General features: G+C 65.0%; 24 protein-coding genes. 12 read left to right on the forward strand and 12 right to left on the reverse strand.

All coding sequences use genetic code 11. From position 1 onward, the window contains the following. Positions 1 to 52 precede the first annotated feature (52 nt). Positions 53 to 871 carry an alpha/beta hydrolase gene (locus J2Y63_RS15365; RefSeq protein ID WP_435266789.1) on the reverse strand — a complete coding sequence of 273 codons (819 nt, stop codon included), beginning with the start codon at positions 869 to 871 and terminating at the stop codon, positions 53 to 55. Between the two features lie 238 nt (positions 872 to 1109). Here J2Y63_RS15365 and infC point away from each other — a divergent pair, with 238 nt between their 5' ends. The 5 genes from infC (at position 1110) to pheT (ending at position 6371) form a co-directional block, all read left to right on the forward strand. Next, positions 1110 to 1646, forward strand: a complete 537-nt coding sequence (gene infC, locus J2Y63_RS15370) for a translation initiation factor IF-3 (RefSeq protein ID WP_256118361.1) — start codon at positions 1110 to 1112, stop codon at positions 1644 to 1646. A gap of 286 nt (positions 1647 to 1932) precedes the next feature. Continuing rightward, positions 1933 to 2136: a 50S ribosomal protein L35 gene (gene rpmI / locus J2Y63_RS15375; protein ID WP_069060326.1), complete on the forward strand. Its 204-nt coding sequence runs from the start codon at positions 1933 to 1935 to the stop codon at positions 2134 to 2136. 41 nt (positions 2137 to 2177) lie between these two features. Then, positions 2178 to 2582, forward strand: coding sequence for a 50S ribosomal protein L20 (gene rplT, locus J2Y63_RS15380; protein ID WP_069060325.1), 405 nt, complete (start codon positions 2178 to 2180; stop codon positions 2580 to 2582). Between the two features lie 255 nt (positions 2583 to 2837). After that, the gene (gene pheS / locus J2Y63_RS15385) at positions 2838 to 3923 is read left to right on the forward strand and encodes a phenylalanine--tRNA ligase subunit alpha (protein WP_435266790.1); all 1086 of its coding nucleotides are present in this window, start codon (positions 2838 to 2840) and stop codon (positions 3921 to 3923) included. 21 nt (positions 3924 to 3944) lie between these two features. After that, a complete protein-coding gene (gene pheT, locus J2Y63_RS15390; protein WP_435266791.1) occupies positions 3945 to 6371 on the forward strand; it encodes a phenylalanine--tRNA ligase subunit beta in 2427 nt (808 codons plus the stop codon). A 182-nt stretch (positions 6372 to 6553) separates the two neighbouring features. On the opposite strand, the gene mbfA is transcribed toward pheT, so the two are convergent. Further along, a complete protein-coding gene (gene mbfA, locus J2Y63_RS15395) occupies positions 6554 to 7537 on the reverse strand; it encodes an iron exporter MbfA (RefSeq protein WP_435266792.1) in 984 nt (327 codons plus the stop codon). Positions 7538 to 7656: 119 nt separating this feature from the next. Between mbfA and J2Y63_RS15400 the strand changes: the two genes are divergently transcribed. Both J2Y63_RS15400 and J2Y63_RS15405 read left to right on the forward strand, forming a co-directional pair. Then, positions 7657 to 8481, forward strand: a complete 825-nt coding sequence (locus J2Y63_RS15400) for a lipo-like protein (protein ID WP_435266793.1) — start codon at positions 7657 to 7659, stop codon at positions 8479 to 8481. A 58-nt stretch (positions 8482 to 8539) separates the two neighbouring features. Beyond that, the gene (locus J2Y63_RS15405; RefSeq protein WP_435266794.1) at positions 8540 to 9007 is read left to right on the forward strand and encodes a group III truncated hemoglobin; all 468 of its coding nucleotides are present in this window, start codon (positions 8540 to 8542) and stop codon (positions 9005 to 9007) included. Here J2Y63_RS15405 and J2Y63_RS15410 read toward each other — a convergent pair. The 4 genes from J2Y63_RS15410 to J2Y63_RS15425 all read right to left on the reverse strand — a co-directional run bounded on the left by J2Y63_RS15410 (position 9004) and on the right by J2Y63_RS15425 (position 12416). Continuing rightward, complete coding sequence (locus J2Y63_RS15410; RefSeq protein ID WP_256118195.1) at positions 9004 to 9666, reverse strand: OmpA family protein; 663 nt, start codon at positions 9664 to 9666, stop codon at positions 9004 to 9006. The two genes, J2Y63_RS15405 and J2Y63_RS15410, sit on opposite strands and share 4 nt — an antisense overlap. Positions 9667 to 9849: 183 nt before the next feature. Further along, a complete protein-coding gene (locus J2Y63_RS15415) occupies positions 9850 to 10740 on the reverse strand; it encodes an EamA family transporter (protein ID WP_435266795.1) in 891 nt (296 codons plus the stop codon). A 98-nt stretch (positions 10741 to 10838) separates the two neighbouring features. Beyond that, the gene (locus J2Y63_RS15420) at positions 10839 to 11864 is read right to left on the reverse strand and encodes a histone deacetylase family protein (protein WP_435266796.1); all 1026 of its coding nucleotides are present in this window, start codon (positions 11862 to 11864) and stop codon (positions 10839 to 10841) included. A gap of 141 nt (positions 11865 to 12005) precedes the next feature. Further along, a complete protein-coding gene (locus J2Y63_RS15425) occupies positions 12006 to 12416 on the reverse strand; it encodes a hypothetical protein (RefSeq protein WP_435266797.1) in 411 nt (136 codons plus the stop codon). A 130-nt stretch (positions 12417 to 12546) separates the two neighbouring features. Between J2Y63_RS15425 and J2Y63_RS15430 the strand changes: the two genes are divergently transcribed. Then, positions 12547 to 13320 carry a helix-turn-helix domain-containing protein gene (locus J2Y63_RS15430; protein WP_435266798.1) on the forward strand — a complete coding sequence of 258 codons (774 nt, stop codon included), beginning with the start codon at positions 12547 to 12549 and terminating at the stop codon, positions 13318 to 13320. A gap of 2 nt (positions 13321 to 13322) precedes the next feature. Here J2Y63_RS15430 and J2Y63_RS15435 read toward each other — a convergent pair whose 3' ends face one another. From J2Y63_RS15435 to J2Y63_RS15445, 3 genes are read right to left on the reverse strand one after another with little or no spacing between them, the layout of a single operon-like run. Continuing rightward, entirely contained in the window at positions 13323 to 13688 is a 366-nt protein-coding gene (locus tag J2Y63_RS15435; RefSeq protein WP_327506704.1) for a transporter, read from the reverse strand. Continuing rightward, positions 13685 to 14392 (reverse strand): class I SAM-dependent methyltransferase, encoded by a 708-nt coding sequence (locus J2Y63_RS15440; protein ID WP_435266799.1) that lies wholly within the window; start codon positions 14390 to 14392, stop codon positions 13685 to 13687. The genes J2Y63_RS15435 and J2Y63_RS15440 overlap by 4 nt, the downstream gene beginning before the upstream one ends. Before the next feature lie 17 nt (positions 14393 to 14409). Next, positions 14410 to 15399: a glycosyltransferase gene (locus J2Y63_RS15445; RefSeq protein ID WP_435266800.1), complete on the reverse strand. Its 990-nt coding sequence runs from the start codon at positions 15397 to 15399 to the stop codon at positions 14410 to 14412. A 115-nt stretch (positions 15400 to 15514) separates the two neighbouring features. On the opposite strand from J2Y63_RS15445, the gene J2Y63_RS15450 reads away from it, so the two are divergent. The 3 genes from J2Y63_RS15450 (at position 15515) to J2Y63_RS15460 (ending at position 19602) form a co-directional block, all read left to right on the forward strand. Continuing rightward, complete coding sequence (locus J2Y63_RS15450) at positions 15515 to 17344, forward strand: hypothetical protein (RefSeq protein ID WP_435266801.1); 1830 nt, start codon at positions 15515 to 15517, stop codon at positions 17342 to 17344. Between the two features lie 84 nt (positions 17345 to 17428). Further along, positions 17429 to 19012 (forward strand): exodeoxyribonuclease VII large subunit, encoded by a 1584-nt coding sequence (gene xseA / locus J2Y63_RS15455; RefSeq protein ID WP_435266802.1) that lies wholly within the window; start codon positions 17429 to 17431, stop codon positions 19010 to 19012. Beyond that, entirely contained in the window at positions 19012 to 19602 is a 591-nt protein-coding gene (locus J2Y63_RS15460) for an NAD(P)H-dependent oxidoreductase (protein WP_435266803.1), read from the forward strand. Before xseA ends, J2Y63_RS15460 begins: the two co-directional genes overlap by 1 nt. On the opposite strand, the gene J2Y63_RS15465 is transcribed toward J2Y63_RS15460, so the two are convergent. Next, positions 19603 to 20085 carry a MarR family winged helix-turn-helix transcriptional regulator gene (locus J2Y63_RS15465; RefSeq protein ID WP_435266804.1) on the reverse strand — a complete coding sequence of 161 codons (483 nt, stop codon included), beginning with the start codon at positions 20083 to 20085 and terminating at the stop codon, positions 19603 to 19605. Positions 20086 to 20168: 83 nt separating this feature from the next. Between J2Y63_RS15465 and J2Y63_RS15470 the strand changes: the two genes are divergently transcribed. Beyond that, positions 20169 to 21077 (forward strand): EamA family transporter, encoded by a 909-nt coding sequence (locus J2Y63_RS15470; protein ID WP_435266805.1) that lies wholly within the window; start codon positions 20169 to 20171, stop codon positions 21075 to 21077. Here J2Y63_RS15470 and J2Y63_RS15475 read toward each other — a convergent pair. Together J2Y63_RS15475 and J2Y63_RS15480 are read right to left on the reverse strand one after the other, a co-directional pair. Next, positions 21028 to 21816: a pyrroline-5-carboxylate reductase family protein gene (locus J2Y63_RS15475; RefSeq protein WP_435266806.1), complete on the reverse strand. Its 789-nt coding sequence runs from the start codon at positions 21814 to 21816 to the stop codon at positions 21028 to 21030. The genes J2Y63_RS15470 and J2Y63_RS15475 overlap by 50 nt on opposite strands. Then, on the reverse strand, positions 21813 to 23066 hold the full coding sequence (locus J2Y63_RS15480) for an aminopeptidase (RefSeq protein ID WP_435266807.1): 1254 nt from the start codon (positions 23064 to 23066) through the stop codon (positions 21813 to 21815). Before J2Y63_RS15480 ends, J2Y63_RS15475 begins: the two co-directional genes overlap by 4 nt. Position 23067 lies beyond the last annotated feature (1 nt).

The following is a 23067-nucleotide window of genomic DNA, read 5'->3' on the forward strand; positions in this document are numbered from 1 at the left end:
ATTGGCGATGCAGCATTATGGTTAAAATGCGATCCCGGCAGCCGCCAAAACCTCATTCCGCCCGGGCGAAAACCTCTGCTGCCTCAAGGATTTTCGCGATATCCTGCGGCCGCGACAGGCGGTGGTCGCCGTCGCGGATCATCGTTAAGACCACGTCGTCGCCGGACAGATGCTCCATGAGGCGCACGGCATGGCTATAGGGCACGTCCGGATCGGCCATGCCCTGCAGGATATGCACGGGGCAGCCGGTCTCGATGGCCCCTGTGAGAACGCGGTTGTCGCGACCGTCCTCGATGAGCTTCAGCGTATAGATGTTCGGATCGGGACCATAGGGCGTCGGCTCCTCGAACTGGCCGCGCTCGGCAAGGGCCGCGCGTTCAGCGTCCGTCAGGTTCGGCTCGATCAGCTCCGAGGTGAAATCGGGCGCCGGCGCGATCAGCACGAGGCCGGCGATCGCGATCCCCTTGCGCCCGGCAAGCTCCGCCACCGCGCGCAGCGCGATCCAGCCGCCCATGGACGAGCCGACGAGCACCATGCGGCGCGTGCCGAGCACCTCGGCCGCATGATCGATCACCGCAAGCGTCTCTTCCAGCCAGCGCGAGATCGTGCCATCGATGAAGGCGCCGCCGGAGATGCCGTGGCCGGAATAGTCGAAGCGCACGCAGCCGGTGCCGAGTCTCGCGGCCAATGCGGCAAGCTCCACCGCCTTGGTGCCGGTCATGTCGGAACGGTAGCCGCCGAGCCAGACGAAATGGGCAAGCCCGTTGCCGGCGGCTTCCGGCTGCAGCGCGATCGCGATCTGCCGCGCCTCGTCGCCGGTCCCGACGGTGATGAAATCCTTGGGCCACCCATTGCCGTTCGTCGCCGTCATACCTATCTCCCTGATCTGCACGTTCCAGCCGCGAAAAGCCGCCAGCCAGCCGGTCTTTGGCCGAGAGCTAGACCAGATTCGCGCACGCAAGGACAGGTGGTGATTTTTTCCACGCGCCGTGCTATTGACTTCGCAAGCCCGATCAACACATTGCCGAAAAACGCTGCGAGGCGGGCAAACGGCCCGATCGACGCACCAAATTCATACCCAGTCGAAACAGTTCGAGGAGAACACGACCATTCGCAGACCCTTCAAAGCGGAAGCCCCCGTCAAGGACGGCCCGCGCTCCAACAAGGAAATCCGGATTCCCCGGGTTCAGCTTATCGATGCCGAAGGCACCAACCACGGCACCGTTCCTACCGATCAGGCACTCCGCATGGCCGAAGAAGCCGGCCTTGATCTCGTGGAGATTTCGCCGAACTCGGAGCCCCCCGTCTGCAAGATCCTTGACCTGGGCAAGCTGAAATACGCCAACCAGAAGAAGGCGGCCGAAGCGCGCAAGAAGCAGAAGATCGTCGAGATCAAGGAAATCAAGATGCGCCCGAACATCGACACCCATGACTATGAGGTGAAGATGAAGGCGATGAACCGCTTCTTTGAAGAGGGCGACAAGGTCAAGGTGACCCTGAAGTTCCGCGGCCGCGAAATGGCCCACCAGGAACTCGGTATGAAGCTCCTGATGCAGGTCAAGGAAGACACCGTGACCATCGCCAAGGTCGAAGCCGAGCCGAAGCTCGAAGGCCGCCAGATGATGATGGTGCTCGCTCCGAAGTGAGCCCGTCTCTCGCGCGGCTTTGCTTTTATACGCAATTCCGGACGCAAAACCGCGACACACTTTTGCTGGAATTGCTTTAGCCCGCACGGATCGAAGCCGCCTTTCGGGGCGGCTTTTCCTTTTCTGCACCGGAAATCCCCGACTTCGAGGAATCCGGTTGCGCTTTTAAGGCACTTCGGTTACAAGCCGCCGTCCGAACGGTCCGGCAGGGCATGCCGTGGCCGTTCTTTACGCTGGAGCCGTGCATCGTCACGCGGCTCGAATTCAAGAAGAATGGAGTAGCAAAATGCCCAAGATGAAGACGAAATCGTCTGCCAAGAAGCGGTTCAAGATCACCGCGACCGGCAAGGTCGTAGCGGCCGCCGCCGGCAAGCGCCATGGCATGATCAAGCGTAGCAACAAGTTCATTCGCGACGCGCGCGGCACCATGGTGCTGGCCGAAGCCGATGGCAAGAAAGTCATCAAGAACTACCTGCCCAACGGTCTCTGAGACTTATCCGGCACTTTTGATACGTTTAAGGAGATCATGAAATGGCACGTGTAAAACGCGGCGTTACCTCGCACGCCAAGCACAAGAAGACGCTGAAGGCAGCCAAGGGTTTCTACGGCCGCCGCAAGAACACCATCCGCGCCGCCAAGGCCGCGGTTGACCGTTCGAAGCAGTTCGCCTACCGCGACCGCAAGGTCAACAAGCGCAATTTCCGCGCGCTCTGGATCCAGCGCATCAACGCTGCCGTCCGCGAGCATGGCCTGACCTACGGCCGCTTCATCGACGGCCTCAACAAGGCCGGCATCGAAGTGGACCGCAAGGTGCTGTCCGACATGGCAATCCATGAGACCGAAGCTTTCGGCGCGCTGGTCGCTGCCTCCAAGAAGGCTCTCGAATACCTCAAGGACGCTGGTACGAAGAACGAGTTTGAAGCCGCCGTAAACTAACCGGCGCTTCCACAACCAAAACTTCGTTTCGTTGTGAAACCCGCGCCGGGGAACCGGTGCGGGTTTTTGCTTGATGGATACCGCCACGAAGGCGCCGCCTGCCCGTGGCGGTCCTCGCCAAGTTTTTCTGGCCCACCCGATTGATCGGGCGCGTGCACATGGGTAGTGATCTGCGGCGCTTCCTCGCCGCAACCGGCTATCCGTCCGAGGGTCTCCTGGCCCCCCGCCCGGCCGACGCAAGCAAAGCAGGTAAAGATGATTGAACTCGACACTTTGGAACAGCAGCTCCTCTCCGACGTTGCCGCGGCCTCCGACGAAGCGGCGATCGAGGCCGTGCGCGTGGGCGCACTCGGCAAGAAGGGTTCCGTCTCGGACCTCCTGAAGACGCTTGGCACCATGTCGCCGGAAGAGCGCCAGACGCGGGGTGCGGCGATCAACGCGCTGAAGACCCGCGTGACGGATGCGATTACCGAGCGCAAGACGGCGCTGCGCGATGCCGCGATCGAAGCGCGCCTTGCGGCCGAGACGGTCGATGTCAGCCTGCCGGTGCGCTCCTCGCCCGCCGAGCGCGGCCGCATCCATCCGATCAGCCAGATTGTCGATGAAATCACCGCGATCTTCGGCGATATGGGCTTTTCCATCGCCGAAGGTCCGGACGTCGAGACCGACTACTATAACTTCACGGCTCTGAACTTCCCCGAGGGCCACCCGGCCCGCGAGATGCACGACACGTTCTTCTTCCCCGCGGACGAGAACGGCGAGCGCAAGGTGCTGCGCACGCACACCTCGCCCGTGCAGATCCGCACCATGGAAGCGCAAAAGCCGCCGATCCGCATCATCATTCCCGGCAAGACCTATCGCCAGGACAGCGACGCCACCCATTCGCCGATGTTCCACCAGGTCGAAGGCCTCGTGGTCGACAAAAAGGCGAATGTCGCCAACATGCGCTGGGTGCTGGAAGAGTTCTGCAAGGCCTTCTTCGAGGTCGACAGCGTCACCATGCGCTTCCGTCCGTCCTACTTCCCGTTCACCGAGCCGTCCTTCGAGGTCGATATCCAGTGCGACCGCTCGTCCGGCCCGATCGTCAAGTTCGGCGAGGGCACCGACTGGATGGAAATCCTCGGCTGCGGCATGGTTCACCCGAACGTGCTGCGCGCCGGCGATCTCGATCCGGACGAGTACCAGGGCTTTGCCTGGGGCATGGGCCTCGACCGCATCGCCATGCTGAAATACGGCATGCCGGACCTGCGCGACTTCTTCAACGCCGACGTCCGCTGGCTGAACCACTACGGCTTCCGCCCGCTCGACATGCCGACCCTGTTCGGCGGCCTCAGCGCGTAACCGGCACCAAGGAGAAATCTCATGAAATTCACGCTCTCCTGGCTGAAGGACCATCTCGACACCGACGCCTCGCTGGAAGACATCTGCGCGAAGTTGACGGCGATCGGCCTCGAAGTGGAAGACGTCGACGACAAGGCGGCCTTCAAACCCTTCGTCATCGCCAAGGTCGTCTCCGCCGAACAGCACCCCAACGCCGACAAGCTGCGCGTGCTGATGGTCGATACCGGCAAGGGTGATCCGATCCAGGTCGTTTGCGGCGCGCCGAATGCGCGCACCGGCCTCGTCGGCGCCTTTGCCGCGCCCGGCACCTATGTGCCCGGCATCGACGTGACGCTTGCCGTCGGCACCATTCGCGGCGTCGAGAGCCGCGGCATGATGTGCTCGGAGAAGGAACTGGAAATCTCCGACAACCATGACGGCATCATCGACCTGCCGGCCGATGCGCCGGTCGGCCAGAGCTATGCCGCCTATGCCGGTCTCGACGATCCGGTCATCGAGATCAACCTGACGCCGAACCGGCCGGACTGCACCAGCATTTTCGGCATCGCCCGCGACCTCGCCGCCGCCGGCCTCGGTACGCTGAAGACGCCGAAGGCGCCGTCCTTCAAGGTGGAAGGTGAGACGTCGGTCAAGGTGACGCTCGATCTCGGCGGTGACGATCATCTCTGCCCGGGCTTTGCGCTCCGCCTCGTGCGCGGCGTCAAGAACGGCCCGAGCCCGCGCTGGATGCAGCAGCGGCTCATCGCCATCGGCCTTCGCCCGATCAATGCGCTGGTCGACATCACCAACTACATGACCTTCGACCAGGGCCGCCCGTTGCACGTCTTCGACGCGGCCAAGGTGAAGGGCAATCTCGTCGTGCGCCGGGCGGCGGAAGGCGAGAAGGTTCTGGCGCTCGATACGCGCGAATACACGCTGAACCCGTCCAACGTCGTCATCGCCGACGATAATGGCGTGGAATCGATCGGCGGCATCATGGGCGGCGAGCACTCGGGCTGCGATGCCGATACCACGGACGTGCTGATCGAATCCGCACTCTGGGATCCGATGAACATCGCCAAGTCCGGCCGCTCGCACGGCATCATCACGGATGCACGCTACCGCTTCGAGCGCGGCGTGGACCCGGAATACATGGTGCCGGGCCTGGAGCGCGCCACCGAACTGGTGCTGGAGCTCTGCGGCGGGACGGCGGCGAAGACCGACGTCGTCGGCTACAAGGGCTATGACGCCAAGGTCGTCGATTTCCCGTTCACGGACGTCAAGCGCCTCACCGGCCTCGACGTCTCGTCGGAAGAGAGCGTCGACATCCTGACCCGCCTCGGCTTCAAGGTTTCGGGCTCGGGCGAGCGCGTCTCCGTCGCGGTCCCCTCCTGGCGTCCGGATGTCGATGGCAAGGCGGACCTCGTGGAAGAGGTCATGCGCATCCACGGCGTCGACAATATCAAGCCGGCGCCGCTGGAAAGCCATGGCGCGGTGAACGGCCGCATCCTCACCACGCTGCAGATCCGTTCGCGTCTTGCCAAGCGCGCGCTCGCCTCGCGCGGCATGATGGAGGCCGTCACCTGGTCGTTCATCCCCAAGGCGCATGCCGAGCTCTTCGGCGGTGGCGCCGCGTCGCTCGCGCTGTCGAACCCGATTGCTGCCGATATGTCCGACATGCGGCCCTCGCTGCTGCCGGGCCTGCTGGCGGCTGCGCAGCGCAATGCCGACAAGGGGTATGGCGACGTCGCGCTGTTCGAAGTCTCCGGCACCTACGAGAACGACAGGCCTGAAGGCCAGCGCCGCGTTGCCGGTGGTGTGCGCCGCGGCACGGCCTCGCTTGCCGGCTCTGGCCGTCTCTGGTCGAATGCCGCCAAGGGCGGTGGCAAGCCGGTCGACGTCTATGACGCAAAGGCCGATGCGCTCGCCGTGATCGAGGCCTGCGGCCTGCCGATGGGCAATGTGCAGATCGAGGCGGGTGCGCCCGCCTGGTATCATCCGGGCCGCTCCGGCACGATCAAGATGGGTCCGAAGATCGTTCTGGGCTACTTCGGCGAGTTCCACCCGAAGGCGCTCGGCGCGCTCGACGTGTCCGGCGCGCTCGCCGGCTTCGAGATCTATGTCGATGCCATGCCGGACCCGAAGAAGAAGGCAACCCGCACCAAGCCGGCGCTCGACCTCTCGCCCTTCCAGGCCGTCAAGCGCGACTTCGCCTTCGTCGTCGACAAGACGGTGGACGCCGGCGCCATCGTGCGCGCCGCTACCGGCGCCGACCGCAAGCTGATCGCAGGCGTGACCGTCTTCGACGTCTTCGAGGGCGCCTCGCTCGGCGAAGGCAAGAAGTCGATCGCCATCGAAGTCGTCATCCAGCCGACCGACAAGACGCTGACGGACGAGGATTTCGAAGCGCTGACGGCCAAGATCGTCGGCAACGTGGTCAAGACGACGGGCGGCACGCTGCGGGCGTAATTGTGTAAAGGCGGGGCGATAACAACGCCCCGCTCGTACCAATTCAAGGCCTGCCGACCTCTCCACCGTCATCCTCGGGCTTGACCCGAGGATCCACGCATCACGGTACGCCCTCACTTGTGGCATGGATCCTCGGGTCAAGCCCGAGGATGACGCAGTGGGTGGGGTGGGCCTTTTGCGTTTCAGGCATTGCCAATCAGCACACCCGCCGCCAGCACGAGGCTGCCGCCGAGCACGACCTGCATGGCGGCGCGCAGGAACGGTGTTTCCATGTAGCGGTTCTGGATGAAGGCGATGGCCCAGAGTTCGATGAACACGACGATCACGGCGATGGTCGTCGCCAGCAGGAAATTCGGAATGAGATAGGGCAGCGCGTGGCCGAGGCCGCCGAGCGCCGTCATGATGCCGGAGGCGAGGCCGCGTTTGACGGGCGAACCACGGCCGGAGAGTTTTCCGTCGTCATGGGCTGCCTCCGTGAAGCCCATGGAGATACCGGCGCCGACGGAGGCGGAGAGGCCGACGAGAAACGTCTGCCAGGTATCCTGCGTGGCGAAGGCAGCGGCGAAGATCGGCGCGAGCGTCGAGACAGAGCCATCCATCAGGCCGGCAAGGCCCGGCTGCACATAGGTCAGCACGAATTGCCGCCGCGACGTCTGGTCCTCCTCGGCCTTCACATCCGTTGGCGTGTGCTCCTCGCCGAGCCTGCGGGCGAGCGATTCATGCGACTTTTCCGCCAGCGCCAAGTCGCCGAGCAGTTTTCGCGTGGCGGCGTCCTGCGTGCGCGAGGCGGCGGTCAGGTAGAAGCGGTGGGCGGCGTCCTCCATGGCTTCCGCCTGCTCGCGGATCTTCTCGACCGACATGTTGCCGATCAGCCAGTCGGGCTTCCGCTCCGGGAAGTCGCGCACATATTCACGCCGCACCAGCGGGATGCGGTCGCCGAAGCGGGCGACATGCCGATCGATCAGCATCTGGCGGTGATGGCTTTCCTCCTCCGCCATCTCCTCGAAGACGCGGGCGGAATGCGGATAGGCGTCACGCAGCGCATCGGCATAGGCGAGATAGATGCGGCCGTCGTCCTCTTCGGAGGAAATGGCGAGCGCCAGGATTTCCTGTTCGCTGAGCGATTCGAGGCTGCGTTTGCCGGGGCGGAGAAGGCGGGAGAACATCGGCGAAAATCCAGTTTAGAATTATTCTAAATATAGGATCGCATTCGCTCCGGTCAACCTCGACAGAGTGTCGCGGCTAACGCTAGAGTGGTGGCGACAGAGACTGCAAAGGACGCAATGTGACCGCCGCACTGAAGCCGCTTTCTGCAAGCCGCGACACATTGCTGGACCATCTCGGCCGCCGCCTCGCAGACCGCCTGCAAAGCCAGGCTTCGGGCTACGAGCCCTACACGCCCTCCGACCCGGAAACGCTGGCGCGCACGCTGCGGCCCGGCGACGTGCTGCTCGTCGAGGGCAACCAGAAGGTCTCGGCGGCGATCAAATACCTCACGCAATCGACCTGGTCGCATGCGGCGCTCTTCGTCGGCGACGAGATCCCGCTGACGCTCGACCAGGCGGCGCTGCCCTCGATCGACCGGCCGCAGCTCATCGAGGTCAATCTCGGCGAGGGCTGCGTGGCGGTGCCGCTCACCAAATACCGCACCTACAACACGCGCATCTGCCGGCCTGTCGGCCTGACCCCGGAGGATCGCAACATGCTGGTCTCCTTCATGGTCTCGCGCCTCGGCCTCAAATACGACCTGAAGAACATCATCGACATGCTGCGCTTCTTCCTGCCGGCGCCGCCCGTGCCGGTGCGCTGGCGCCGCCGCATGCTGGCCTTCGGCTCGGGTGATCCGACGCGGGCGATCTGCTCCACGCTGATCGCGGAAGCCTTCGAGCGGATCCGCTACCCGATCCTGCCGGATATCGTCCGCTCGCCGGGCCATGCAGCGGCGACCTCGACCTATTCGCGCGAAGAGATCCTGCACATCCGCCACCACTCGCTCTACACGCCGCGCGATTTCGACCTCTCGCCCTATTTCGAGGTGGTCAAGCCCACGCTGAAATACGGGTTTGATTACAAGCGGCTGGAATGGGCGCTGGATCGCGAGGGACCCTGACCTGCCTGCGGCGATCGGCCGGATTGTATGCGGCCGGCCGGCATCCTATCTTCGGCCCATGACCGAAGATGCTCCCGACCGCCTCTCCCATTTCGCCGCCATCCGTGCCCGTGCGGAGGCAGAGATGCTGGCGATCGGTGTTACCGCCGACTTCATTCCGCTGCTGGTGGAGACGTTTTACGGCCGCGTGCGGGCGCATCCGGAGCTTGGCCCGGTGTTCGACGGCCGGCTTCAAGGCCGCTGGCCGGAGCATATGGCGAAGATGAACCGCTTCTGGTCCGCCGTCGCCTTCAAGGACGGCGGCTATGGCGGCAAGCCGGTGATGGCGCATCAGGGCGTTCAGGGCATGAACCCGCCGCTTTTCCAGACCTGGCTCGGCCTGTTTTCCGCGACGCTCGACGACATCGCGCCCTCGCCAGAGGCGAAGGCGTGGTTCATGGCGACGGCCGAGCGGATCGCGAAGAGCCTGGTGCTCTCCCTCTTCTACAACCCGGCCGACGACGACCCGGGGCTCAAGCGCGCTTAGCTCTTCAGCGGCGAGATCGCGATTTCGACGCGACGGTTCTGCGCGCGGCCCATTTCCGAGGCATTGGAGGCGATCGGACGCTCCAGGCCGTACCCCATCGCCGACATGCGGCGCGGATCGACACCGCGCGAGGCGAGGTAGTTGGCGACCGAATTGGCGCGGCGGTTGGAGAGATCCATGTTGTAGCCGGCATTGCCGACCGAGTCGGTGTGGCCGTCGACGTCGATCAGCGTCTTGTCGAACTTGCGCAGCACGATCGCCACCGAATCGAGCGTCGGATAGAACGGCGGGATCACCTGGTCCTGGTCGGTCGAGAAGGTGACGTTCGACGGCATGTTCAGAACGATGCGGTCGCCCACGCGGGTAACCGAGACGCCGGTGCCCTGGAGCTGCGCGCGCAGTTCGGATTCCTGCGTGTCCATGTAATTGCCGATCGCGCCGCCGGCGAGCGCGCCGACACCGGCGCCGATCAGCGCGGCATTGCGGCGCTGCACCGGGTTGTTGCCGATCAGCAGGCCGGCCACGGCGCCCACGCCGGCGCCGATCGCGGCACCGCCAGCGGTGTTCGAGACCTTCTGTTCGCCCGTATAGGGGTCAGTCGTCGTGCAGGCAGAAAGATAGACCGCGGCAACCGCGATAACAGCGCATTTCTTGTACATCTAGGCGTCCCCGAGGATTCGATGAATCTGCTTCAACCTAGCGATTGCGGCAGGAACATGAAAGAGGCGGCAGTTTTGCCCAAAGCATGTCGCGCAAAAGTGTGCAGCGGTTTTGCACCAACGACATGCGAAGAAACAAAAAGCTAAAGCGCAAGGAGCGAATCTGAAAGATTGCGACGCGCTTTAGGCGTCGCCATTTCCGCCGGAGGTGACGCCGGCACTCGCCGCGACGACCAAGGCGGTGCCGAGCATCTGGAAGGGCGTCATCGGCTGGCTGAGCACCAGGAAGCCGGCCAGCGCGCCGAGTGCGGGTTCCAGGCTCATCAGGATGCCGAAGGCGGACATCGGCATGCGGCGCAGCGCAATCATTTCCAGCGCATAGGGGAAGAGCGGCACGAGGATGGCGAGGCCGAGCATCATGCCGAGCCCTTCCGGGCTCATCGCCTCGTGTGCGCGAATGAGGCCGAAGGGTGCAGCGGCGACTGCCGCCACGATCAGCGACATGGAGAGCCCTTCCAGCCCCTTGAAGAGCTTTCCCGACTTCTTCATCAGCACGATATAGGTGCCCCAGCCGACACCGGCGCCGCAGGCGAAGAGCACGCCGACGGGATCGCCAACCCAGCCTTCGCCGTCATGGGAGAGCAGAACGACGCCGATGAAGGCCGCGAGCGGCCAGATCAGCCGCCAGCCGCCGCCAAGCCCCCAGGTCGCGACGGCGAGCGGACCGAGAAACTCGATCGCCACGACCAGGCCGAGCGGAATGCGGTCGATGGCGGCGAAGAAACAGAGCGTCATGGCCGCCATGGTGGTGCCGAGCGTCAGCGCGCTTTTCCACTGCTCGCGGCTGTAGGAGCGCATGGGCGGGCGCACGATGAGCGCCAGCACGGCGGCCGCCATGACCAAGCGGAGGAACGTCGTGGTCGATGGCCCATAGGCGTCGATCGCGGTGGCGGAAAACGCCGAGCCGAACTGGATGCTCGACATGGAGGCGAGACAGAGCAGCACGCCCGAAAAAAGCCCCGCATTGCCGGAGCCGGAAAGCTTGCCGTCCGCTGCCACCTGTTGATCTGCCATGTGAGATGCTCCTCCAGGCACCCAGTCCTAGAGGAGGGTCTGCCAGCCGACAAATGGATAATCGTGACGCCTTGCTTCAGGAAAATTGATGCAAGCCGTCAGCCGGTGATGCCTTTTAGCGTGTTCGCGACGTTGGGGCCGATTTCCGGCACGCCGTAGCCGCCTTCCATGACGACGAGCACGGGCAGGCCGCTTGCCGCCACCGCCCGGCCCATCGTTATATAGTCCGGCGAGGTGAGCTTGAAGAAGGAGATCGGGTCCTTCTCGAACGTGTCGACGCCGAGCGACAGCACGATCACCTCCGCACCGAAGGCGGCGATACGCTTCAGTGCGTCGTGAAGGGCGGCCTCCCAGACGGAATAGGGCGTGCCGGGCGGCAGCGGGTAGTTCTGCGTCGTGCCTTCGCCGGCACCCTTGCCGGTCTCTTCCGCATAGCCGAGGAAGTGCGGGAAGGCTTCGGCCGGATCGCCATGCAGCGAGGCGAAATAGACGTCTCCGCGCTCGTAGAAGATATCCTGCGTGCCGTTGCCGTGGTGGAAATCGACATCGAGCACCGCGACCTTCTTCGCGCCCTTGTCGAGGAAGCGCTGGGCGGCGACGGCGGCGTTGTTGATGAAGCAATAGCCGCCGAAACTGTCGATGCCGGCATGGTGGCCGGGCGGGCGGCAGAGCGCGAAGGCGGCCTTGTCGCCGCCGGCCACGATGTCGGCTGCCGTCAGCGCGGTCTGCATGGAGGAGACGGCGGCTTCCCAGGTGCCGGGGGTGATCGCGGTTTCCGTGGCGTTGCAATAGTAGCCGAGCAGGCCATCGATCTGGGTGGGGATGCGCGGCGAGGTGCGGCGCACCGGGAAGGAGGTGGCGATCGCCTCGCCCCGGTAGCCGGCGGCCTTCCACTTTTCCCAAGCCACTTCCAGAAAGGCGAGGTAGCCGGCATCGTGGACCTTCAGCGCGGTTTCGAGCCCGTGGCGTTCCGGTGCGGAAACATCTGTGAAACCGGCATCCTTGACCGCCGCCAAGATCCACTCCGCCCGAAACGGTGCCTCGAAGGGCGGTACGAGTTCGCCACCGTAAAGCTCGGTGCGAGCGTTCCTGAGCTTGTGGTCCTCGGAAAAGATAACGCGCATGAAGGGCTCCCCGTGTTCATTCGGGCGCGACGGTAGTGCATTTTCCGGGCAAGGGGAATCTCTCCCGCGGGGTAGGTCGACGCTTTCTGAACGGCAATCGCCCCCGCTTTCACGGAGGCGATTGGAACAATGTCGGCGTGTTCAGGCGAGGGCTGCGCGCTGCTGCCGGCCGAGGCCGATCTGCTTGATCAGCAGGATATCGGCAACCGCCACGGCCACGACGGCGATGAGGCCGATGCCGGTCAGCGTCAGCCCGCTGCGGGCGAAGAGCAGCACGGCCACGCTGCCGATGACCCAGAGCGCATCGCCGGCAATGGCGAAGCGGACTGCGGCGGGCGACGGCCGCTCCTGCCGGCCGACGGCGAGGTGGAAGGCGCCCCAGACGAGGAAGAAGGCGGCGAAACCGTTGAGGACGGCCTGTGTGGCGAGCGGGCCGATGAGGCTGCCGATGGGACCGGAGAGGGCGAAGAGGCCGGCGGCGGCGACGAGCGAGAAGACGCCGTCGGCAAGCATGATGGACTTCAGGAGATTGCGGTTGAGGGTAGCGAACATGGTGGGCTCCTTTCGTTTCGATGGGCTGATCCTGCCGGGAGCGCTGCGGCAAACCAATTACCTTGGAGGTAATGGAAATGATGTCCCGCCTGCTGTTTAGTGCGTGCGACAGCAGGAATGGGAGACAGGCATGGAATTCGGCGAACATCTCAAGGAATGGCGCGGCCACCGGCGCATGAGCCAGCTGGAGCTTGCGACCGAGGCCGGCATCTCCTCCCGCCACCTGTCCTTCCTGGAGACCGGGCGCTCGCGCCCCTCCGAAGGCATGATCCTCCGGCTTTCCGCCGTGCTGGATATCCCGGCGCGCGACCAGGGAATGCTGTTTTCCGCTGCCGGTTTTCGCCCGCGCTTCGCGACGTCGCCGGCCGCAAGCCTGTCGGCCTTCCCGCCGGCCGTGGCGGAGGCGATCGGCCTCATCCTCGGCCGGCACGATCCCTATCCGGGCGTCGTCTTCGATCACGAATACAATGTGCTGACGGCCAACCAGGCCTTTCTCGGCCTCGCCGGCATGGCCGGGATCGCGGTGTCGCCGGGCGACAATTTCCTCGATGCCTATCTCGGGCCGACGCCGCTGCGCGATATCGTCGTCAACTGGGCGCAATCGGCCGCCGACCTCGTGCACCGCATCCGGGCCGAGGCCTGGTTGCAGGGGCCGCGAAGCCCCCTTCTCAAACGCATCGAGCGGCTGGCCGCGGCGGACGACATTCAGGCAGCACTTCAAGCCTTTCCGGAGACGGACAGGCTGCCGATCCTGCCGATCGAGATGGCGATCGGCGCGAAACGGTTCAACTGGATCACCACGCTCACCTCCTTCGGCTCGGCTCAGGATGCGCTGGTGCAGGGCGTGCTGATCGAGAGCTTCTTCCCGGCGGATGCCGAGACGCGGGCGCATTTCGAGGGGTGATTTCAGCCGTTGATGACGAGCATGCCGCCGACGATGAGGACGGCGCCGAGCGCGTAGCGCAGGGTCAGCGCCTCGCCGAGGAAGAGGCTGGCGAGCAGCGGCACGAAGCAGAAGGTCAGCGCCATGAACGAATAGCCTATGGTCAGCGGCACCGCCTTCAGCACAAAAATCCAGACGATCGTGCCGGCGCCGTAGATCGCGAGCGCCAACAACAGCAGTGGATTGAGCGCCAGCGCGACGAGGCCCTTCACGCCGAATTCGCCGGTCGTGCCGCTCGTCAGCTTGAACAGCACCTGCCCCGCTGCAATCAAGAGCGGCGTGCCGAGCAGGCCGGCCCAGATGGTCGGGCTATAGCCGCCTGTGGTCACGCGTCGGGCTCCGCGCGGTCTTCCATGTAAAAAATGTCGCGGCCGATATCGACGCAGACATGGCGCGGCGGCACGGGATGCACGGCGCGCAGGAAGGAATGCGTGTAGGGGAAGAAGTTAAAATGCGGGTTGAAGCTGTAGCGGTATTCCCGCTCGCGCGGCACGACGATGATCAGCCGGCGGCGGGCGATGCGGCGCAGCTCGGCGATGGCCTGGCGATATTCCAGCACATGCTCGATGACATGGGTACAGACAACCGTGTCGAACTCGCCATCGGCAAAGGGCAAAGACTCGATCATGGCGGCGACATATTCGACGCCTGTGATGCTCGCCGCATCGTCGACGACGAAATCGACGCCGGTCAGCCGCTTGAGGCCGGGATTGCCCGCCTTGATAAAGTTCAACAGCGCACCGGTGCCGCAGCCGACATCGCAGACGCTTTCGCCGACGATGGAGGCGACGATACGGTCGATGCAGGCCTGCGAATTGTCCGTGCCGGCATGCACGCGCGGGTGCTCGCGGTAGAGATCCTCATATTCCGCGGGGGTGAGGAAGGGCGCGCGCTCGCGGAATTTCGCCAGCTTGCCGATATGCTTGCCCCAGACCAGGCTCGCCGCCTGCTTGAACAGCGCGGAATCGCGCAGGATCGGCGGCAGCACGTCCTCGATCACGAAGCGGATGCGGTTGGTGGTTTCCCTGTTCATGGTGCTGTCCCGTTCGGTCAGGCCGCAAGATGCCGCGTCGCCTTTTCCGCCCTGCGGGCGGTGCGGGCATGCCGGCCGGCGGATTGGTTCATGTAATGGATGCGCAGCTGCTCGGCGCGGGCGCGGGCCAGCGAATCGAGGATCATGCCGGCGGAGAAGACCAGGAACGAGATCATCATCAGCGCCAGCGAGAAGACCCAGGTCGGCATACGCTCGACGAGCCCCGTGCGAAAATATTCGCCCAGCACCGGCGCCATGAAGCTGAGGCTCAGGATCATGAAGAACCCGCTGATCGCGCCGAAGAACACAAAGGGCCGCGTCTCCTTCATCAGCATGGCGAACATCCAGAGGATCTTTGCGCCATCCTTGAAGGTGGAGAGCTTGGAATGGGAACCTTCCGGCCGGCGGCCGTAGTCGAGCTCCAGCTCGGCGATGGGCATGCGCAGGCGCGAGGCATGCACGGACATTTCCGTTTCGATCTCGAAACCGCCGGACACGGCCGGGAAGCTTTTGGCGAAGCGGCGGGAGAAGGCCCGGTAGCCGGAGAAGATATCGGAGAAATCGTTGCCGAACAGCGAGCGGAACAGCGTGTTGAAGATGCGGTTGCCGAAGGCGTGGCCCTGGCGTCCGGCATCCGCATGCACGCCGCGGCGCGTGCCGACGACCATGTCGGCGCCCTCGGTGATCAGCGTGCGGATGAGTTCCGGCGCGTCGGAGGCCGCATAGGTGCCGTCGCCGTCGGCCATGATATAGATATCCGCCTCGATATCGGAGAACATGCGGCGCACCACATTGCCCTTGCCCTGGCGGCGCTCGCGCACGACGGTCGCGCCCGCAAGGGCTGCGCGCAGTGCGGTCGAGTCGGTGGAATTGTTGTCGTAGACATAGACGCGGGCGGAGGGCAGCGCTGCGCGGAAATTCGTCACGACATCGCCGATCGTCTGCGCCTCGTTGTAGCAGGGCAGCAGCACGGCAATCTCAAGGTCTTCCAGCAAGGCTTCCGTCATGACGACGCGGTCTCCGTTGCGGGCCGCCTCATGCGTCCCACCGGTTTTACTATTTCTTGAGAAGGTTAAGGCTAGGTTTTCGCCAGAGTTGAATGGGCAGACAAAGAGGCGAAACGTGTCGAAATCCATGCCTGCAGCCCTGCCGATCGCACAGCAGGAGACGTTCGCCCCGCGCACCGGGATGACCTGGCGCGTGCTCGCCTTTTATTCCGCCATCACCATCGCCCTGCTGCTGGCCCTTTCGCTGCCCTTCACCACCGATTATGTCGGCTCCGACAATGACGATGCGATGCGGCTCGTCATGGTGCGCGACCTGCTCGCCGGCCAGGGCTGGTTCGACACGACGCAGTATCGCCTGGGGCTTTCGGGCGGCACGCCGATGCACTGGTCGCGCTTCATCGACCTGCCCATCGCCAACCTGATCAGTTTCTTCTCGCTTTTTGCCGGGCAGCAGCAGGCCGAGGCGCTGGCGCTTGCCGTCTGGCCATCCATTCTCGTCGTCGCGGTGCTCTTCAGCGCGGGCGTCGCCAGCTATCGGCTGGGCGGCACGATGGCGATGCATGCGACGCTGATCCTGACCTCCATCCTCATCCTCTCGCTGAACCGCTTCCAGCCCGGCTCGATCGATCACCACAACGTGCAGATCCTGCTGGTGACCGCCATCACGGCCATGCTGCTTTCGCCCACAAGACGACCGCGCGACCATGCCATCGCGGGCGTGCTGGCCGGCTTTGCCATCGCCATCGGCGTGGAGACGACGCCGCTGATCGGCGCGGTCTGCCTGATCGTCGCCCTTCGCTGGGCGTGGCATGGCAGTAGCTTCCGGGACGCGGCCACCGCCTATGGCCTTGCGCTGGCGCTGACGACGACCGGCGCCTTCTTCGCCACCGTCGCGCCGTCGCATTACACCCAGGTCACCTGCGACAGCCTGTCCTACGGCTTCTATGCGCTCGCCACGCTCGGCGGCGGCACGCTTTTCCTGACGGCGTCGCTCGCCAGCGCCTGGTCGTTCCGCGGCCGGGTTTTTGCGCTCGCCGGTGCCGGCGCCGTGCTTGCCGCGGCCGTGCTGCTGATCGCGCCCGGCTGCCTGTCGAACCCGCTCGATGCGCTCGATCCGCTGCTGAAAACCTTCTGGCTCGACATGGTCATCGAGGCGCAATCGGCAATCGCGCAGTTCCACCTCGACCCCACGTCGATCGCCGGCTTCTACGCCACCGGCGTGATCGCGATCGTCGCCTGCCTGCGCTGCGTCTATCGCCGCGAGGCGACGGAACAGCATCTCATCCTGCTCGCGCTGCTGACGGTCGCCTTCGCGATCTCCATTCTCCAGATCCGCGGCTCGATCTTCGTCTATGTGCTTGCCGCCATCCCGCTCGGTCGCATGGTCGCCAGGCTGCGCCAGGCATCCAACGCCGCGCCGAAGAACCTGAAGCTCGGCGCCGCTTTCGCCGGCCTGACGCTTGCCTCGACGCCCGCCAGCTGGGCGCTCGGCGGCGCCCTCCTGCCCGGCCAGTCCGGCGATGTGCTGCGCTCCGAACTTTCGAGCAAGCCGAAGCTGCCCGCCTGCAAGGACCAGTCCGTGCTGGCGCCGCTTACCCACGAGCCGATCGGCGTCGTCGCTGCCGTTTCGGATCTCGGCGCGCCGATCCTGCGCTTTACCGGCCACCGCGTGCTGTCCGCGCCCTACCACCGCAACCAGGGCGGCATGCTGACGGAGCTGCATATCGGCCTTTCCAACCCGCGCCAGGCGGAAGCATTCTTGCGCGGGGCCAAGGTGACGTTGCTTGCCTTCTGCCCGGGCAATTCGCAGATCAAGATGATCGCCAAGGCCGAGCCGGACGGTCTCTATGCCAACCTCCTGAAAGGCAAGGTGCCGGACTATCTGGAGCCGGTCGAGGGCGCGCAGGGGCCGGTGCTAAAGCTCTACCGGGTGAAACCCGAATAGGTCGCTTTTTTTGGGGGTGCGACAGCTGGGGATGCCGGCTGCGGCACCCTGTCATCCGCCGACAAACGCACTACACTTTGCCGCATGAGCTTCTTTTCCGACAGTGATTCGCCCAGCAACCTCGCCGAATATTCGGTGTCGGAACTTTCCGGCTCCATCAAGCGCACGGTCGAGCAGGCCTTCGACCAGGTGCGCGTGCGCGGCGAGATTTCCGGCTATCGCGGCCCGCATTCTTCCGGCCACGCCTATTTCTCGCTGAAGGACGATCGGGCGCGCATCGACGCGGTGATCTGGAAGGGCAGTTTCTCAAAACTGCGCTTCAAGCCGGAAGAGGGCATGGAGGTGATCGCCACCGGCAAGGTCACCACCTTCCCGGGCTCCTCGAAATACCAGATCGTCATCGAGACGCTGGAGCCCGCCGGTGCCGGCGCGCTGATGGCGCTGCTGGAGGAACGCCGCCGCAAGCTTGCCGCCGAGGGGCTGTTCGATACGGAGCGCAAGAAGCCGCTCCCCTTCCTGCCCAAGGTGATCGGCGTGGTCACCTCGCCGACCGGTGCCGTCATCCGCGACATCCTGCACCGCATCGCCGACCGGTTTCCGGTCCACGTCATCGTCTGGCCGGTCAAGGTGCAGGGCGAAGGGTCCGGGCAGGAGGTGGCGGCGGCGATCGATGGTTTCAATGCGTTTCAGCCCGGCGGGCCGATGCCGCGACCGGACGTGCTGATCGTCGCGCGCGGCGGCGGCAGCCTGGAGGACCTCTGGAGTTTCAACGACGAGATCGTCGTGCGCGCCGCCGCCGCCTCGAAAATCCCGCTGATCTCCGCCGTCGGCCACGAGACGGACTGGACGCTGATCGACCATGCGGCCGACCGGCGCGCGCCGACGCCGACGGGGGCGGCCGAAATGGCTGTGCCCGTCAAAGCCGACCTCGACGCGGAAATCGCCTCGCTCACGGCCCGCCTTCGCGGCGCCGTGGCCCGCCAGATGGACAATCGCCGCCAGGGAGTGCGCGCACTCGCGCGGGCACTGCCCTCGCTCGACCAGCTTCTCGCGCTCCCCCGCCGCCGCTTCGACGAGGCGGCCACCGGGCTTGGCCGCGGCCTGCAGATGAACACGGTCAACAAGCGCCGCACCTTCGAGCGCGCGGCGGCGCATCTTCGGCCCGACGTGCTCCTCACCCGCATTGCCGAGCGCCGCCAGCGGGTCACCGACCGCGTGCAACGCGCCGAGCGTATCATCGAGCGCCGGCTCGACCAGTTCCGCGCCCGCCTCTCCGCCTTCGACGTGTCGCTGCGCGCGACACCCGCCCGCATCGCCGCGCAGACCGGCCGGTCGCGCGACCGGCTGACGGGCTTGGCGCTGCGCGCCGAAAGCGCGCTTGCCGGCAATCTCGCCCGCCGCCGCGCGCTGCTTCAGGCGCAGGACCGCGTGCTGCAATCGCTCTCCTACCGCAACGTGCTGAAGCGCGGTTACGCGCTGGTGCGCGATGAGGAGGGTGCGCCCATAAACGCCGCAGCGGAACTGGGGCCGGGCCGGGCGATCGCCATCGAATTCGCCGATGGCACCGTCGATGCCGTCACGGGCTCGGGCGGCGGCACACCGCCACGCAAGAAGGGCGCGAAGGCGGAGCCGGAGAAACCGGCGCCGCGCCAGGGCTCGCTGTTCTGATGCGCATCCTGCTCGTGCTCGCCCATCCGCTGGAAGAGAGTTTTGCCGCTAGCGTCGCCGAGACGGTGCGGCGGAAACTGGTGGCGAACGGCCATACGGTCGATCTTCTCGACCTCTATCGCGAGGATTTCGATCCTCGGCTGACGCCCTCCGAACGCGCCCGCTTTTTCGAGCCGGGTTACGACCCCTCGGAAGCGGAGCCGTTCGTTTCGCGGCTGAAGGCGGCGGACGGGCTTGTGCTGGTCTTTCCGCAGTGGTGGTTCAATTTCCCGGCCATCCTGAAAGGCTTCTTCGACCGGGTGTTTGCCCCCGGCGTCGCCTATGAAAACGATCCCGCGGGCGGGCGCATCCAGCCGCGCCTCCACAATATCCACCTGTTCTGGGCCTTCACCACGACCGGTTCACCCTGGTGGATCGTGCATCTCTACATGGGCAACCCGGTGAAACGGCTCTTGAAGCGCGCCATCGCCGCCTTCTGCGCCAAGGGCCTCGATTTCAAGCTGGTCAATCTCTACGACATCGATCGCAGCAGCGAGGCCAAGCGCAAGGCGTATATCGCACGGGTCGAAAAGCTGGTCGACCGCATCTGACTATTCGAATTCGCCGAGGAATTTCCGCAGCAAGCCGTCGAGCGCCGCGCGTTCCCCGTCATCCAGGCCTTCCAGCAGCCGGTGCTGGTTCCCGACATGGGCGGTCACCGTCGCATCCACCACGGAAAACCCCTTCGGCGTCAGCGCGATGATCACGCCGCGCCGGTCTTCCGGATTGTGCGAGCGTTCGATCAGTCCGGCTTTTTCCAGCTGATCCAGGCGATTGGTCATTGTGCCGGAGGTGACCATGGTGGCCGCCAGCAGGTCGCCCGGGGAGAGCCGATAGGGCGGCCCGGACCGGCGAAGCGTCGCCAGCACGTCGAAACTCGCGGCGTTGAGCCCGTTGTCGGCGAGCGTCTTGTCGATTTCCCGCGCAAGATGGGTGCGCAGCCGCGCGATGCGGCCGAGCAGGCCCATCGGCCCGACATCGAGATCGGGCCGTTCGCGGTTCCACTGGGCTAAAATTCTGTCGACATGATCCATGCGCGGACTTAAGGGCGAAATTAACTTGACGTCAAGATAATCCCCTATATCTTGACGTCAAGATTCTTTATATGGAGATAATTATGTCTCGCAGTGCCGATATCCTCCTCACCGCCGCCGCACCTGCCATCTGGGGCAGCACCTATATCGTCACCACCGAGCTGCTGCCGGCCGGCTATCCGCTGACCGTCGCCATGCTGCGCGCGCTGCCGGCGGGTCTTCTCCTGCTCGCCGTCGTGCGGCAATTGCCGCGGGGCATCTGGTGGAGGCGGACCTTCCTGCTCGGCGCGCTGAACTTTTCGTTCTTCTGGGCGATGCTCTTCGTTTCGGCCTATCGCCTGCCGGGCGGCGTGGCGGCCACGGTCGGCGCCATCCAGCCGCTGATCGTGCTCGGCCTGTCGCGCGCCGTGATGGGCACGGCGATCCGGCCGCTTTCGGTCGTCGCGGGTCTTGCCGGCATTGGCGGTGTCGCGTTGCTCGTACTGACACCGGCCGCCCATCTCGACCCGATCGGCATCGCCGCAGGCCTTGCCGGCGCCGTGTCCATGGCCTTCGGCACCGTACTGTCGCGTCATTGGCAGCCGCCGGTGCCGCCGCTCACCTTCACCGCGTGGCAGCTGACGGCGGGTGGGCTGCTGCTGGTGCCCGTCGCGCTGTTCTTCGAGCCGGCGCTGCCGGTTCCGACAGCCGAAAACCTCGTCGGCTTCTTCTATCTCGGCGTCATTGGCGCGGCGCTCACCTATATCGTCTGGTTCCGCGGCCTTGCCCGGCTCGACCCGGCAACGATCTCGCCGCTCGGATTCCTGAGCCCGCTCATCGCCGTCGTGCTCGGCTGGGCGCTGCTCAGGCAGGATCTCAGCGTTCTGCAGGTCGCCGGCATGGTCGTGGTGCTGGGAAGTGTCTGGCTCAGCCAGTGGGCGCAGGCGCAGGGTGCCGTGCGGATCAGTCTGCGCCCTGCATCGCCCGCCGCCGCGCGGCCGTCAGCCCCATGAAGACGGCGTGCGCCAGATCGGCGTCGATCATCGCGGAAAGGCCGGCCGCCGTAGTGCCGCGATATTCCATGAAGAGTTCGACGATATCGGCCGGCGTATCGCTGATGCTCGCCATCTGCGTCGCGGCGCCGAGGAAAAGCTGGCGCACGGCAAGATCGGCCGTCTCGGGATCGATGCCCGCCTCGATCGCATGGCGGATCATCGCATCCGCCACCAGCGCCGGGAAGGCGGCGCCCGAGCCGGTGAGCGCGGTGAAATAATCGAGCTCGTGTTCGTTGGTGATGAAATGCGCGCGGCCCGAGGCGGAGAAGAAGCTTTGCGCGAACTCCGCCTCGGACTTGCGCACGTCATCCGTCGCAAACCACGGCGTGAAGGATTGCCGCTGCTCGGCGCAGGCATTCGGCATGGCGCGCACGATGCGCCTTGCGCCAAACCGGTCGGTGATCTCGTCCACCGAGACGCTCGCCATGACGGAAATGACGAAACGGCCGCGAAGATCGAGGTCGATCTCATCGAGATCCGACGGGCGGACGGAGAAGACGATGACGTCGGACGCATCCACCAGGATGGAATTGTCCGTCGTCATATGCACGCCCGGCCAGGCTTCGAAGCCGGAAATATTGCCCGAACGAGAAGACAGCACGAGATCGGCCGGTTTGACGATGCGATCGGTGAGCACAGGCCGGAGCAGAGCCCCGGCCAGCCATCCGCCACCGCCGATCACGCCGATATGGGTCATGCCCACTCGCCGCGTCGCATGACGGGCATGCGGCTGCCGTCGGCACGGATGCCGTCAATATCCACCTTGTCGGAACCGATCATCCAATCGATATGGATGAGGCTTTCATTGCCGCCCTGCGCGCGAATCTGCTCCGGCGAAAGGCTCGCGCCGTCGAGGAAGCATTTCGAATAGCACTGGCCGAGCGCGATATGGCAGGAAGCATTCTCGTCGAACAGCGTGTTGTAGAACAGGATGCCGCTCGCCGAAATCGGCGACGAATGCGGCACCAGCGCTACTTCGCCGAGACGGCGCGCGCCCTCGTCGGTGTCCAGCACCTTGTTCAGCACCGCCTCGCCCTTCGAGGCCTTCGCCTCGACGATGCGGCCGCCCTCGAAACGTACCTGGATATCGTCGATCAGTGTACCCTGGTGGGAAAGCGGCTTGGTGGAGGAGACATGGCCCTCGACACGCAACGCATGCGGCGTGGTGAAAACCTCTTCCGTCGGGATGTTGGGATTGCAGGTGATGCCGTTCTTCGCCGTCGCGGCACCGCCATGCCATTCATGGCCATCGGCGAGGCCGACCCTCAGGTCCGTGCCTGGCCCCGTGAAATGCAGTGCGGAAAAGCGCTCGCCATTGAGCCAGGCCGAACGGCTGGCAAGATTGGCATTGTGCGCTCGCCAGGCACCGACCGGATCGGCGACATCGACGCGGGACGCGGCAAAGATGGCGTTGGCGAGCTTTTCGACCGCCACGTCCTCCGGATCGTTCGGGAAGACCTGCTTGGCCCAAGAGGGGTTCGGGTAGGAGACGATATTCCAGTTGATGTCGAAGTTGGCGATCTTTTCCAGCGCCGGCTTGTAAGCGGTGGAGTTCGCCTTGTTGGCGCGGGCGACCTTGGCCGGGTCCTCGCCGGAGAGCAGCATCGGGTTGTCGCCGGAGATCGCGAGGCGCGCCGCGCCATTGGCATAGGCCTTGGCCATGCCCTCGTAGAGCCAGTCGCCGGCGCGGTCGAAGCTCTCGTCCGGCGCGTGATGATAGCGGGCGAGCGTCGTCTCTTCGTCGGAATAGAAGGTACTGACGAGACCCGCGCCGGCCATATAGGCGTGTTTGGTGATGAGGCGGGCGAGCGGCAGGGCGGCGACCGGCGCCGTCACCACGAGATCCTGCCCCTTCTGGAGCTGAAGGCCCACGCGCACCGCGACTTCGGCGAGCTTGTCGAGCTTTTGTGGATCGATGGCGGGGGCGGAATTTTCGGGATAGGTCATG

The organism is Shinella sp. BE166 (assembly GCF_051201095.1).
Lineage (GTDB): Bacteria > Pseudomonadota > Alphaproteobacteria > Rhizobiales > Rhizobiaceae > Shinella > Shinella lacus.